This window comes from Bradyrhizobium pachyrhizi (assembly GCF_029714545.1).
Classification (GTDB): domain Bacteria; phylum Pseudomonadota; class Alphaproteobacteria; order Rhizobiales; family Xanthobacteraceae; genus Bradyrhizobium; species Bradyrhizobium pachyrhizi.
This window is the reverse complement of sequence record NZ_CP121667.1, coordinates 6,545,932-6,559,223: the sequence shown is the minus strand read 5'-3', so window position 1 is coordinate 6,559,223 and position 13,292 is coordinate 6,545,932. Positions and strand designations below refer to the sequence as shown.

General features: G+C 64.8%; 13 protein-coding genes. 5 read left to right on the top strand and 8 right to left on the bottom strand.

Annotated elements, in window-relative coordinates; translation table 11 throughout:
- The first annotated feature begins 132 nt into the window (after positions 1 to 132).
- Positions 133 to 690 carry a DUF308 domain-containing protein gene (locus QA639_RS31205; RefSeq protein ID WP_028332525.1) on the top strand — a complete coding sequence of 186 codons (558 nt, stop codon included), beginning with the start codon at positions 133 to 135 and terminating at the stop codon, positions 688 to 690.
- Between the two features lie 98 nt (positions 691 to 788).
- Here QA639_RS31205 and QA639_RS31200 read toward each other — a convergent pair whose 3' ends face one another.
- The gene (locus QA639_RS31200) at positions 789 to 1,637 is read right to left on the bottom strand and encodes an alpha/beta hydrolase (RefSeq protein ID WP_283087971.1); all 849 of its coding nucleotides are present in this window, start codon (positions 1,635 to 1,637) and stop codon (positions 789 to 791) included.
- A 318-nt stretch (positions 1,638 to 1,955) separates the two neighbouring features.
- On the bottom strand, positions 1,956 to 2,750 hold the full coding sequence (locus QA639_RS31195; protein ID WP_283087970.1) for a L,D-transpeptidase: 795 nt from the start codon (positions 2,748 to 2,750) through the stop codon (positions 1,956 to 1,958).
- 302 nt (positions 2,751 to 3,052) lie between these two features.
- On the opposite strand from QA639_RS31195, the gene QA639_RS31190 reads away from it, so the two are divergent.
- The gene (locus tag QA639_RS31190; RefSeq protein ID WP_028332522.1) at positions 3,053 to 3,382 is read left to right on the top strand and encodes a hypothetical protein; all 330 of its coding nucleotides are present in this window, start codon (positions 3,053 to 3,055) and stop codon (positions 3,380 to 3,382) included.
- A 144-nt stretch (positions 3,383 to 3,526) separates the two neighbouring features.
- Here QA639_RS31190 and QA639_RS31185 read toward each other — a convergent pair whose 3' ends face one another.
- From QA639_RS31185 to QA639_RS31165, 5 genes are all read right to left on the bottom strand, one after another.
- Complete coding sequence (locus QA639_RS31185; RefSeq protein ID WP_028332521.1) at positions 3,527 to 4,288, bottom strand: ABC transporter permease; 762 nt, start codon at positions 4,286 to 4,288, stop codon at positions 3,527 to 3,529.
- Entirely contained in the window at positions 4,285 to 5,208 is a 924-nt protein-coding gene (locus QA639_RS31180) for an ABC transporter ATP-binding protein (protein ID WP_028332520.1), read from the bottom strand. The genes QA639_RS31185 and QA639_RS31180 overlap by 4 nt, the downstream gene beginning before the upstream one ends.
- Positions 5,209 to 5,355: 147 nt before the next feature.
- Positions 5,356 to 6,048 (bottom strand): OmpA family protein, encoded by a 693-nt coding sequence (locus tag QA639_RS31175; protein WP_028332519.1) that lies wholly within the window; start codon positions 6,046 to 6,048, stop codon positions 5,356 to 5,358.
- Positions 6,045 to 6,458 (bottom strand): hypothetical protein, encoded by a 414-nt coding sequence (locus tag QA639_RS31170; protein ID WP_028332518.1) that lies wholly within the window; start codon positions 6,456 to 6,458, stop codon positions 6,045 to 6,047. Before QA639_RS31170 ends, QA639_RS31175 begins: the two co-directional genes overlap by 4 nt.
- An 89-nt stretch (positions 6,459 to 6,547) precedes the next feature.
- Positions 6,548 to 9,112, bottom strand: coding sequence for an ATP-dependent helicase (locus QA639_RS31165; RefSeq protein ID WP_283087969.1), 2,565 nt, complete (start codon positions 9,110 to 9,112; stop codon positions 6,548 to 6,550).
- Positions 9,113 to 9,404: 292 nt separating this feature from the next.
- Between QA639_RS31165 and QA639_RS31160 the strand changes: the two genes are divergently transcribed.
- Positions 9,405 to 9,578, top strand: coding sequence for a DUF1328 domain-containing protein (locus QA639_RS31160; protein ID WP_016846258.1), 174 nt, complete (start codon positions 9,405 to 9,407; stop codon positions 9,576 to 9,578).
- Between the two features lie 42 nt (positions 9,579 to 9,620).
- Here QA639_RS31160 and QA639_RS31155 read toward each other — a convergent pair whose 3' ends face one another.
- Positions 9,621 to 10,109: a thioesterase family protein gene (locus QA639_RS31155; RefSeq protein ID WP_028332516.1), complete on the bottom strand. Its 489-nt coding sequence runs from the start codon at positions 10,107 to 10,109 to the stop codon at positions 9,621 to 9,623.
- A gap of 160 nt (positions 10,110 to 10,269) precedes the next feature.
- Here QA639_RS31155 and QA639_RS31150 point away from each other — a divergent pair, with 160 nt between their 5' ends.
- Both QA639_RS31150 and QA639_RS31145 read left to right on the top strand, forming a co-directional pair.
- Positions 10,270 to 11,694: an FAD-binding oxidoreductase gene (locus tag QA639_RS31150; RefSeq protein ID WP_028332515.1), complete on the top strand. Its 1,425-nt coding sequence runs from the start codon at positions 10,270 to 10,272 to the stop codon at positions 11,692 to 11,694.
- A 136-nt stretch (positions 11,695 to 11,830) separates the two neighbouring features.
- The gene (locus tag QA639_RS31145) at positions 11,831 to 13,210 is read left to right on the top strand and encodes a Spy/CpxP family protein refolding chaperone (protein WP_283087968.1); all 1,380 of its coding nucleotides are present in this window, start codon (positions 11,831 to 11,833) and stop codon (positions 13,208 to 13,210) included.
- Positions 13,211 to 13,292: the final 82 nt, after the last annotated feature.

Here is a 13,292-nt window from a genome sequence, read left to right as displayed (position 1 = left end):
CATGCCTACCTTCCAGTAGGTAAATTAACAAGACAAATCAAGGCTTTCCTCTCCTCACAGGGCGTTCGAGCGCCAGATTGACTCGGAATTTTCATCTACCTACTAGTAGGAAGCCAAACAAGGAGCCTGTCAATGCAAAGCCACCTTTCGACCCAATCCACCTGGCTGCGATCCTATTATCTCGGGCGCGCCATCTTCTCGATCGCCTGGGTCGCCGCCGCCGTTCTGTTCAGCCGACAAGCCGGCCCTGCCGCGCTTCTGTTCGTGATCTACCCGGCGTGGGACGGCATCGCCAATCTGGCTGATGCCCGGGTCAATGGCGGCTTGAAGGCCAACCCATCCCAGGCCCTGAATGTCGCGGTCAGCGCGACCACGACGCTCGGCGTCATCGTGGCGCTCAGCCACAGCAGCAATGCCGTCCTGGCCGTGTTCGGGGTTTGGGCGATCCTCGCGGGCGTGCTGCAATTGTACACCGGCGTCAGGCGCTGGCGTCATTATGGCGCGCAATGGGCGATGATCCTGAGCGGCGCGCAGTCGGCACTCGCCGGCGGCTACATGATCAGCCAATCCATCGGCACCGTTGCGCCGACCATTCTCGACGTCGCTCCCTATGCGGGCTTCGGCGCGTTCTATTTCCTGCTTTCCGCAATCTGGCTCGTTGCCGCCGGCTATCGCCACGCGCGCGCTTAGGGTCAAAGCAAGAAGCTAGAGCTCCGTTCCGATTCAATCGGAACGGAGAGCTGTCCGGCAGCACCGGAGAGCGCGAGCTCGCCTTCAGCGCGACGCGGCTATTTGTTCTCTGGCGGCGCTGTACCCGCGGAGGCGGGCGTCGAGGCGGCGAGCAGCGGCATCGTCGGCGTGTTCCCGCCGGCATCCTCGTCGAGGAATTGCTCCACGCCGGCCTGGATCGACGACTTCGCGCTGTCCGGGCCGCGGTCGCTGAGATCGTTGTGCTGGAATTCGGTTCTGACCACCTTGATGCCGAGTCTCGCGCAGGTCTCGTCGTCGGGCACCACGCCCGGATCGGCCTTGAACACCGGATCCCTGGAGCGGAACGAGAGGATCTTGATCCTGCCGTCGGTGATGAAGGGGACGCGCAGATTGTCCAGCGTGACGACCTTCTTGACCAGGTCGGGATGCTGCTTGGCGAAGAACATCGAGATGTCGCCGCCGTTGGAATGGCCGATCAATGTCAGCCGGCGATAGTTTGCGTTCGGATAGACCTTCTTGAGCTCGTCGATCGCATACATGATGTTGAAGACGCCGCGATTGTACTGCATGCGGCGGCCGACATATTCCTCGCCGACCTTGGTGACCATCGGCGCGTCGGTGTCGAGATCATGCTGAATGCTGATCACGAGGTAACCGCGCGACGCGAACAAATTGGTGAGGAACGAGTACTCGGTGTTCTTGACGGTGTTGCCGTGGCTCAGGATCGCGACCGGCAGCTCGATCATCTCGGCCATCGCCTGCATTTGCCGGTCGCGGCGCACCGCGACCTCGACCGTGACGTTGCGGTCGTCGCGCAGAACGTCGTGGAACGTCAGCGTCGTGTGACGGATGGCCCATCTGTCCGTCGTGAAATAAGCGGCCATCGCCACGATGCACAGGCAAAGGACAACGATGCCCCGTTTCATGTCGACCCCTGATCTAACCTACGTGACCCGCGCTTCTCGCCCTGATTTCATCGGGCATGCCGCGTGAATCGGCCTCCGGGGGCCAGGCGGGCGCTTGTGCCGCCGAATATCGGGCTAGTCTTACAATCAGATGACGACGCGACGACGGGCCACGGCGCACGATGACGAGCGGCCTTTGCGACGGTCACAAGCGGGTGAGGGGAGCGTGAACTGACGGCGCCCTGCCTGCGGCGCCGTCAGCGGACGAGGAGCGCGCGGCAGATTTCTTTTGACGCGTTTTCTTGACGCGAACCGGCGCCCACTTCGCTCGAAAACGCTCTAGTCCTGATAGGTGTTGCCGTAAAAGCTGCGCGGCTGATAGGCGGGGCGCGGCTGGTAGTAGCCCTGCGGCGCCGGCGCGTAGCCCTGATTGCCGTAATATTGCGGCTGCTGGCCATAGGCCTGCGCGTCGTAGACGCGGCGGCTTGACGGCGGTGCCGGATAGCGGCGATCGGTCGAACTGCCGTCGGCCGGATAGATGTAGCCGTCGTCGGTGCGGGCCTGCGCCGGATAGTCGCGCGGCTGCGGCGTCAGCACGACCGGATCGCCGGCGGCGGCGGTGCCGTACTGCTCGTCATATTGCTGCGGTGCGCGGCGGGCGACGGCGGTGCCGTTGCGTCCACGCGGATTGCGCGCCAGCGCGACCTGCGACGAGCCGGTCAGCGTCACGGTGGTGTTGAGCACGCCTTCCTTCTGGACCAGCGAGTAAAGCGTGGTTGCGTTGTCGCGCGACAGCCGCACGCAGCCATGCGAGGCCGGCGTGCCGAGGCGGCTCACCGAGTCGGTGCCGTGAATCGCGTGCCCGATCTTGGTGAAGAAGATCGAGTGCGGCATCGGCGCGTCGTCGAATTCCTTGGAGTAGTGATCCTCTTCCATGCGGAAGGCGCGGAAGCTGCCGTTCGGCGTTTCGCGCGACGGGATGCCGGTCGAGACCGGCCAGTGATAGCGCGCGACGCCGTCGACCGCGACGGTCATCTGCTGGTTGTCCTTGTCGATGGTGATATCGACCTTAGCCTGTGCGGCGCCGGCGGTGAAGAGCATCACGGACGTGAGCGCAATGAGGAACGAACGCATTTTACCTTTGGCCTCCAGGCCTGCTCGCGAAGCCGCGGCTCTCCGTCCCCGGCAATCAATATGCACGGAATCCGAACTTGGTTCCAGTGGCGGGCCAAGGCCGTGATCAAGCGCCATGGTTAATCCCGCGCGCGGCGCAAACAAGGCCGAAGCCGGGCCTGCCTGTCACGGCGGGCTGACTTTTTCGCGAGCGGGCCGCGACGACGGCCGCGACTGGTCTCCGACACGCAACCATTTGAGCGCATGGGCGTTTAACAGTCCCCGCCCGGCGGCGCGTTCGCGCCGCGCATCAAGGAATCCAGATGAACAACACCAAGGTGAAGACCGCGGCCGTCGTCCCAGCCGGCCTCTCCGCGCGGCTCCTGCTTGCGGCCGCAGCCCTCGCTTTGACGCTGGTCGCAGCCCCGCATGCCGGCCATGCCCAAGGCATCGTCCGCGGCGCCCATGAGGGCGCCTATGAGGGCAACCGGGTCGCCGGTCCGGTGGGCGGCGTGGTCGGCGGTGCCGTCGGCGCCGGTGTCGGTGGCGCCATGGGCGCGGTAAAGGGCGTGTTCGGCATCCCGGATCGCGGTTACCGCCGTGGCCACCGCTGCCGCGGCTATTACCGCCACGGCTATTTCCACTGCTACTGATCGTTGAAGAACCTGTAGCCCGGATGGAGCCAACGGGTCGCGCGAACGCGGGCCCGATGACAGGCTCCGCGAAATCCGGGTTCTGCAGGCTTGGCAATAAGGTCCCGGATTGCGCTTCGCTCCATCCGGGCTACTGAAGCTTATTCAGTTCTTCAGCCGGTAGCCGGTCCTGAAGATCCACCCCACGATGGCCATGCAGGCGACCAGGAAGCCCACGGTCATGCCGAGACTCAGCGGCACGCTGACATCGGCGATCTCGTAGAAGCTCCAGCGGAAGCCGGAGATCAGATAGACCACGGGATTGAGCAGCGTGATGGTGCGCCAGCCCGACGGCAGCATGTTCACCGAATAGAAGCTGCCGCCGAGGAAGGTCAGCGGCGTCACCACCAGCATCGGGATCATCTGCAGCTTCTCGAAGCCGTCGGCCCAGATGCCGATGATGAAGCCGAACAGGCTAAAGGTGACCGCCGTCAGCATCAGGAACGTCAGCATCCACACCGGATGCTGGATATGCAAGGGGACGAAAAGTCCGGCGGTCGCCAGGATGATCAGGCCGAGGATGATCGACTTGGTGGCGGCGGCGCCGACATAGCCGATGACGATCTCGAAATAGGAGATCGGCGCCGACAGGATCTCGTAGATCGTGCCGACGAATTTCGGGAAGTAGATGCCGAACGAGGCGTTGGAGATGCTCTGAGTCAGCACCGACAGCATCACGAGCCCCGGCACGATGAAGGTGCCGTAGCTGACGCCCTCGACCTCGGTGATGCGCGAGCCGATCGCGGCGCCGAACACCACGAAATACAGCGAGGTCGACACCACCGGCGAGACGATGCTCTGCAGCAGCGTGCGCCAGGTGCGCGCCATTTCGAACAGATAGATGGCCCGGATTGCGCGGTAGTTCATGGCGCCCTCACGAGGCTGACGAAGATGTCTTCGAGGGAGCTTTGTTTGGTATCGAGATCGGAGATGCGGATGCCGGCATTGCGGAGATCGTTGAGCAGGCTGGTGATGCCGGTGCGATCGCCCTTGGTATCGTAGTCATAGGTCACGGTGCGGCCGTCGTCGGACAGTTCGAGATTGTAGGCAGACAGAACATCGGGAATGGCCTCGAGCTTGTTCTGCAATTGCAGCGTCAGCTCCTTCCTGCCGAGCTTCTGCATCAAGGTCGCCTTGTCCTCGATCAGGATGATCTCGCCCTTGTTGATGACGCCGATGCGGTCGGCCATCTCCTCGGCTTCCTCGATGTAGTGCGTGGTCAGGATGATGGTGACGCCGGCCGCCTGCAGCGTGCGGACAACTTCCCACATGCCCTTGCGCAATTCGACGTCGACCCCGGCGGTCGGCTCGTCGAGGAACAGGATCTGCGGCTCGTGCGACAGCGCCTTGGCGATCATCACGCGGCGCTTCATGCCGCCGGACAGCGTGATGATCTTGTCGTCCTTCTTGTCCCACAGCGACAGGTCGCGCAGCACCTTCTCGATATGGGCGGGGTTCTTCGGCTTGCCGAACAGGCCGCGGCTGAAGCTGACGGTCGCCCACACCGACTCGAACGCGTCGGTGTGCAGCTCCTGCGGAACCAGCCCGATCATCGACCGCGCCGCGCGATAGTCGGCGATGATGTCGTGCCCGCCGATCGTGATGCGGCCCTCGCTCGGATTGGCGATGCCGCAGATGATGCTGATCAGCGTGGTCTTGCCGGCGCCGTTCGGCCCGAGCAGCGCGAAGATCTCGCCCTTGACGATATCGAGATTGATGCCCTTCAGCGCCTTGAAGCCGGAGCCATAGGTTTTCGAAAGATTGGAAACGGAGATGATCGGCGACATGAAGAGTCGGTGAGCGTGAGGGAGGGGGTGCGCGCGGATTGGGGCCCGGGCGGGATGCGGGTCAAGCGCAGATAGGGACGTATGATCCGTTCTGCAATCACCCGCCGGGGCAGAAAATTCATTCTGCGGTATGGCGGAAAGGCCGCGCTAGTGCTTCTTGGCTGATTTCGCCGGCTTCTTGGCGGCGGCCGCCGGGGCCGGGTGCGCGGGCGGCGCGCTGTCGGCGACCTTCGCGACCAGCATGATCTGCACCTGGTTGTTGACCGGCGCGTTGGGTTTGGTCGGGTCGAGCAACTGCTCTTCGCCAAGCCCGACCGATTGCAGGCGCTTCGCGGTGATCTTGAAGGTGTTGACCAGGATGTCGCGGATCGCGTCGGCGCGCCGCTGGCTCAGCAGCACATTGTTCTCGCGTCGTCCGGTCGATTCGATGTGGCCGACGATCAGGAAGGTGTAGGGCAGCAGCGAGGAGTGCGTCAGCGCATCGGCAATCCGCCCGACCGTCTGATACGATTCCGGCAGCACGATCGGCGTGTCGACGTCGAACGCGATGTCGACGTTGAACGTCGGCAGCTTGGTCAGATCTGGAGCGATCGGCGGCCGCTTCGAGGGCGGTGGCTCGTTCTTCGATCGCGACTTCGATCGTTCGGCCACCTGCTGGCGCAGCGCGGGGACATCGATCTCGGCATCTGTCTCGTAATGATTGAGCTTGGCGATGACGTCGTCGCGCGTGATGGCGGTCTGTGCACGCCCCAGTGAAATCGGCATCACCAGCAAAGCCAGCGTGCCCAGCAGGGCCAAAAGGCCAGGATCGCGCAAGCCTCGCCTCGACAGCCGCATCATTGATACCCCGCGTCATTGATCGCCTGGGTGCAGTTGCGGCTGAGGCCCTTGGCGCTGACGAGGCAGGGCACCGACTTGCTGGTCTCCTTGGTCGAGCCGCCGCAAACCTTGACGATCTCGCGGGTGCAGGCATTCGCAACGGTGACGCGCGCCGCGATCCGCTTCTGGATCGCATCGAGGGTGGAGAAGTAGCTCTCCTTGCACTGCGGCGATATCACGTCGCGGTTGCGCGACAGGCATTCCTTGAGGCGGTTGGAGTCGAGATTGACGCCGCGGCAGTTGGCGGTGATGTCGGCGCCGCAGGCCTTGGCCAGTTGCGCTGCAGAATCGCCAAAGCTCATCGTCTCCGCGACCGCCAGCGACGGCGCAGTGAGCGCGATGACAAAAAGGAAAACCCCTCCCCGGACCATGGGGCCATCTCAACCCATGAAATCAACTGGGGTCAAGGGCTACCAACAGAGAAGGCCGCCAAAGAAGGTCGCCAAAGAAGGTCGCTATGTCACACCCGTTCCACAAAGCTGTCGACCACCTTCTTCTCGCCGGCCTTTTCGAAGGCGATGGTCAGCTTGTTGCCGTCGATCTTCACCACATGGCCGTAGCCGAATTTCTGGTGAAATACCCGGTCGTCCAGCGAAAAATCCGACGTTGTGCCGGTGGACTTCGCCACCAGCTCGCCCTCGATCACCATCGGGCCGCGCTTGGTGCGATTGAAGCTTTCGGAGGAAAAGGAGGATTGCCGCTCCTCGAAGCCGCTGCCGCTACGGCCCCCGCCGCGGTTGCGGTTGGCCTGGGCGCGCTGCCAGCCCGGGGTCGAATAGCTCGAGCCGAATGATTCGAGGTTGTCGAAGCGCGAGGCGCCGTAACCGCCGCTGCCGCCCCAGCCCGATCCGCCCTTGGATTCGGTGATTTCGACATTGTGCGCCGGCAGCTCGTCGAGGAAGCGCGAGGGAATCGTGGTCGACCAGGTGCCATGGATGCGGCGGTTGGTGGCGAAGTAGATTTTTGCGCGGCGGCGCGCCCGGGTCAGCCCGACATGGGCGAGGCGGCGCTCCTCCTCGAGCCCGGCGCGGCCCTGTTCGTCAAGCGTGCGCTGGCTCGGAAACAGGCCTTCCTCCCAGCCCGGCAGGAAGACGTTGTCGAATTCCAGCCCCTTCGCCGAATGCAGCGTCATCAGCGACACCGCCTCGTCGCCGGCATCGCCGTCGCGGTCCATCACCAGCGAGATATGTTCGAGAAACCCTTGCAGGTTCTCGAATTCCTCCATCGAGCGCACCAGCTCCTTGAGGTTCTCCAGCCGGCCGGCGGCATCAGCCGAGCGGTCCTTCTGCCACATCTCGGTGTAGCCGCTCTCGTCGAGCACGATCTCGGCGAGCTCGGTATGCGAGGTGACCTCGCGCTGGGCGCGCCAGCGGTCGAACTGCATGACGAGATCGCGCAAGGAGCCGCGCGCCTTCGGCTTCAGCTCGTCGGTCTCGACCACGGCGCGCGCCGCCTCGAACAGCGGAATGCGGCGCTTGCGGGCATGGTCGTGCAGCAGCTGCACGGTGGCGTCGCCGAGTCCCCGTTTGGGCACGTTGACGATGCGCTCGAAGGCGAGATCGTCGGCCGGCGAATTGATGGTGCGCAAATACGCCAGCGCATCGCGGATTTCGGCGCGCTCGTAGAAACGGGGGCCGCCGATCACGCGGTAGGGCAGGCCGAGCGTGACGAAGCGGTCTTCGAACTCGCGCATCTGGAACGAGGCGCGCACCAGGATGGCGACGTCGTTGAGGTTTTCACCTGTGCGCTGCAGCTCCTCGAGCTCCTCGCCGATCGCGCGCGCTTCCTCTTCCGAATCCCAGGAGCCGGTGACGGTGACCTTCTCGCCGTCGACATCCTCGGTGCGCAGCGTCTTGCCGAGCCGGCCTTCATTATGCGCGATCAGATGCGAGGCCGCGGCCAGGATGTGGCCGGTGGAGCGGTAATTGCGCTCGAGGCGGATGACCTTGGCGCCGGGGAAATCGTGCTCGAAGCGCAGGATGTTGTCGACCTCGGCGCCGCGCCAGCCATAGATCGACTGGTCGTCGTCGCCGACGCAGCAGATGTTCTTCGGTGGCGAGGCGGAGGCTGCAGCCGCGTTCTCCGTCATTCCGGGATGCGCCGTAGGGGCAGACCCGGAATCTCGAGCTGAGTCCTCATGACCTCTGGATTCCGGGTTCGCATCTTCGATGCGCCCCGGAATGACGTCGGCAAGGCGACGCTCCGGCCGCGACGGCGCCTGCGACAGCAGGCGCAGCCACAGATACTGCGCGACGTTGGTGTCCTGATATTCGTCGACCAGGATGAACCTGAAGCGGTTCTGGTACTGCCGCAGCACATCGGGATTTTCGCGGAACAGCCGGATGTTCTCGAGCAGCAGGTCGCCGAAATCGGCCGCGTTGAGGATCTTCAATCGCTCCTGATAGGTCGCGTAGATCTTGCCGCCCTTGCCGTTGCCGAACGAGGCGGCTTCGCCCGCCGGCACCTGCGACGGCGACAATCCGCGGTTCTTCCAGCCGTCGATCAGGCCGGCCAGCATCCGCGCGGGCCAGCGCTTGTCGTCGATGTTATCGGCCTGCAGCAATTGCTTCAACAGCCGCACCTGGTCGTCGACGTCGAGCACCGTGAAGTTGGATTTCAACTGCACCAGCTCGGCATGGATGCGCAGGATGCGGCCGCCGATCGAGTGGAAGGTGCCGAGCCACGGCATGCCCTCGACCGCCTGGCCGAGCATCTGCCCGAGCCGCAGCTTCATCTCGCGCGCTGCCTTGTTGGTGAAGGTCACCGACAGGATCTCGTGCGGCCGCGCGCGGCCCTGGCTCAGGATATGCGCGATGCGCGTCGTCAGGACGCGGGTCTTGCCGGTACCGGCGCCGGCAAGCACCAGCACCGGACCGTCGAGCGTCTCGACCGCCTCGCGCTGCTCCGGATTGAGGCCGTTCAGATATTGCGGACCGGCCGCCGCCCGCGCACGCGCGGCGATGCCGCCAGCCGCCGGCTGGTGCTCGGGAACGCCGTGATGGGGCAATTTGCTCGGCTCGGTCATTGGCGAATCGTCTCGGCCCCACGATGGCACCGCAGGATGGTGAAGGGGAGCCTTCTTAACAGGGATTGAGGGCCATATAGGGCCTGATCGGCCGTTTTGACAGGTTTTATCGCTGTCGACAGGAACGCTTTCGCCGGCAGCCCATCATCAATCCCGGTTCCCGAAATCGACGAAAATTTCGCGGTTTCACGCTCAGGAACCGGTGTTTCCCGGTTGGATTGTTTCAACAGGTGCGCGCCGGACGGAGGTCCGCGCCAAACAAACAGCAGGGAAACGAAGCGGAGTTTTGATCATGCTGAGCTGGGTCGTCACGTTCCTGGTCATCGCCCTGATCGCGGGCATTTTGGGCTTTGGCGGCATCGCCGGCGCCTCCGTCGAAATCGCCAAGGCGATCTTCTTCATCGCCGTCATCCTGTTTCTGGTGTCGGCGGTGGTCGGATTGGTGCGCGGTCGCACCAGGGTCTAGCGGAGGCCGCCAACCGGCGGCCGCTTCGCTTGCAACGCCATGCTACTTCGCCGAGGGCATCGCCACGTTGCGGCCGATGCCCTCGGGACGCGATACGCCCACATAGCTGTCCACGATCGCTTGTGCGCGGGCGCGGATATCGGGCGGAAACGGCGCCACCTTGCGCGCCTCCATGTCGATGTGCAGCGTGAGGTTTTCCGAGGTCGCGGAGAGCCAGCCTTCGGTGGCATGGCGCAGCTCCTCAAATGTGTGCAGCCGCTTCTCGTCGGCGCCGAGCAGGTAGACCTGGACTTGCACGGGATCGCCGAGATGAATCTCCCTGAGATAGCGGACGTGGCACTCGGCGGTGAAGGTCGAGCAGTGCCGCGCCTTCATGTAGTCCGGCCCGATGCCGAGCTGCAGCCACATCTCGTCGATGGCGCGGTCGAACATCACATTGTAGTACGCCATGTTGAGATGGCCGTTGTAGTCGATCCATTGCGGCTCGATCTGCATCACCGAGGATCTGAACGGGGCGGATGGAAGCGGCATCTCGCTGGTGGCAGTCGCTGAAGTCATGATCCGTCCCCGGTTCGTTGGCGTTCGAGCATGAGCTTTTCTGTGACTCCGGCGTCCACTTTTTCAAGTCAGGCTCTCTTGACCCCTTATACAAGCTTTGCCACGGTCGGCTAAAGGTGGGAGGAAATTTGACGTGGCGACAACGATTTCGGGCAATGTGACGCGACCTGATCCGCAGGCCCTGAAGCGCGCGATCGACGCGCTGGCGGCGCGGTTCGGCAACCGGCTCGTCACGTCGCAGGCGGTGCGCGAACAGCACGCCCATACCACCACATGGCTGCCGACCCAGCCGCCGGACGCTGTCGTGATGGCGCAGGAAACCGCCGACATCCAGGACGTGGTACGAATCTGCGCCGCCAATCGCGTGCCGGTCATCGCCTTCGGTACCGGAACCTCGCTCGAGGGTCAGGTCAACGCGCCCGCGGGCGGCATCTGCATCGATCTGCGCGACATGAACAAGGTGCTTGAGGTCCATGCCGAGGACCTCGACTGCGTGATCCAGCCCGGCGTGACGCGGAAGGCGCTCAACGAGCATCTGCGCGACCAGGGCCTGTTCTTTCCGATCGATCCCGGCGCCGACGCCTCGCTCGGCGGCATGACCTCGACCCGTGCCTCCGGCACCAACGCGGTGCGCTACGGCACCATGCGCGAGAACGTGCTGGCGCTGAAGGTGGTGCGCGGCGACGGCGAGATCATCACGACGGGCACGCGCGCCAAGAAGTCGTCGGCCGGTTACGACCTGACGCATCTGTTCGTCGGCGCCGAAGGCACGCTCGGTATCATCTCCGAACTGACCATCCGTCTGCGCGGCATTCCCGACACGATCGCGGCGGCGGCCTGTTCGTTCGACACGGTGCGTGGCGCCTGCCAGGCCACAATCCTCGCGATCCAGACCGGCATTCCGGTCGCCCGGATCGAGCTGCTCAATGCCGCGCAGGTGAAAGCCTGCAACAGCTATTCGAAGCTGTCGCTGCCGGAGACGCCGCTGCTGCTGCTGGAATTCCACGGCAGCGAGGTCGAGGTCGCCGAGCAGTCGAAGAATTTCCGCGACATCGCCGCCGAATGCGGCGGCGGCGACTTCACCTGGACCACCAAGCCTGAAGACCGCACCAAGCTGTGGCAGGCCCGGCACGACGCCTACTGGTCGGTGAAGGCGCTGCGACCCGGCGACAGTATCGGCGTGGTCGCGACCGACGTCTGCGTGCCGATCTCGCGGCTCGCCGACTGCGTCACCGAGACCGAGGAGGATCTGCAGCGGCTCAACCTGCTGTCGCCGATCGTCGGCCATGTCGGCGACGGCAATTTCCACTGCTCGCTGCTCTGCGACGTCAACGACAAGGGCGAGATGGCGCGCGGCGAGGAGTTCATGCACCGCCTGGTCGAGCGCGCCCAGGCTATGGGCGGCACCTGCACCGGCGAGCACGGCATCGGCCAGGGCAAGCAGAAATACTTGCAGGCCGAGCTCGGCCCGGAGGCGCTCGACGCGATGCGGGCGCTGAAGCAGGCACTCGACCCGCAAAACATCTTCAATCCCGGAAAGATCGTCCCGGCCGCCTGAGGCGTCGTCACGCCGCGCAGCGTTCGCGAGCCCGCGGGCGGCGCGTTTCACGCGCGGAACTTTTCCGCCCGCCCGGCGTCTCTCTTGTGTTGCACTGTGTTGCCGCGACGTGTGTGGTGCGCGGAGGGAGGACGTCGTGATCGGACGGGCAATCGGAATTGCGGTCGTGGTGCTTGCGATGGCGCTGTCGGGCGACGCGATCGCCCGAGGCGGCGGTGGGCATGGTGGCGGCCACGGCGGAGGGCATGGCGGCGGCCATGGACATGGCGGTGGCCATGGGCACGGTGGTGGCCATGGACGTGGCGGGCATGGCTTCGGCCACATGCATTTCGGCGGCGGCCATCATGGCGGGTTCGGCCGCTCGCATGCGATCTCGCGATCAGGCTTCGCCGGCCACGGCGCCTTCGCATCGCGCGGGGGCGGCAATTTCGGCCGGATGCGCAATGCCGCGATCGCGCCAGGCCATATGCGCAATGCGTTCAGCTCGCTGTCGCGCAACGGCGCATTGCGCAACGGCCGGCTGTTGAGCAACCCGGCGGCGCGTGCGCAGATCGCCGCGGCCGCGGCGCTCGCCGGCTGGCACGGCGGGACTGTCGCCAACGGCTGGTGGCAGCATCCCGGCGGCGGCTATGGCTGGGTCGGCCCGCTGTTCTGGCCGTTCGCGTACAACGACATCTACGACTACGCGATCTGGGGCGACGACACCGGATTCTGGGGCTACGGCTATCCGGACATCTATGCCGGCATCTTCGGGCCTTATGGGTATGACGATCTCAGGGGCTATCTGCCGGAGCGCCGGACGGGCCGCCGTTACCGCGGCGGCGGGCGCATCGAGCAGATGTGCGGCAATGACAGCCGTTCGGTCGCCGGCCTGCCGGTGGATCAGATCGCGGATACGGTGCAGCCGACCGAAGCGCAATCGGCGGCACTCGGCGAGCTCGGCAACGCGTCGCTTGCGGCTGCCCAGGTCATTCGGGCGGCATGTCCTGCGCAGGTGGTGTTGACGGCGCCGAACCGGCTCGCCGCCATGCAGCAGCGGATCGAAGCGATGGTCACCGCGGTCGGAATCGTGAAGCCTCCGATGGAGAAGTTCTACGGCCTGCTCGATGACGAGCAGAAAGCGCGGCTCAACGCGCTCGCCGAGAACCAGCGCAAGGAAGCCGCGGCGCGCGATCCGAACGCGACTGTCGCCCAGAGCTGCGGCGCCGCACAGCCGGCCATGCAGGAGTGGCCGACCGGCGAGATCGAGACGCGGCTGCAGCTCAGCGACGCCCAGCGCGGTGCGCTTCAGGCACTGCAGGATGCCAGCGCCGACGCCGCGCGGAAGCTGAAGGCTGCGTGCCAGACCAACGAGGCGATGACCCCGCCCGCACGTCTTGCCTTCGTTGCCAGGCGGCTCGACGTCATGCTGCAGGCGGTCAAGGATGTCCGCGCCGCGCTTGAGAATTTCTACGCCACGCTCAGCGATGAGCAAAAAGCACAGTTCGAGGCGATCGGGCCGAAACGATCGGCTTAGAGCCTCGTCGGTTCGCGTGAAAACGCGGCAAGCAAAAGCCCCGCAGCCTCGGCTCTGACGCAATCAGAACCGAAACGGGCTT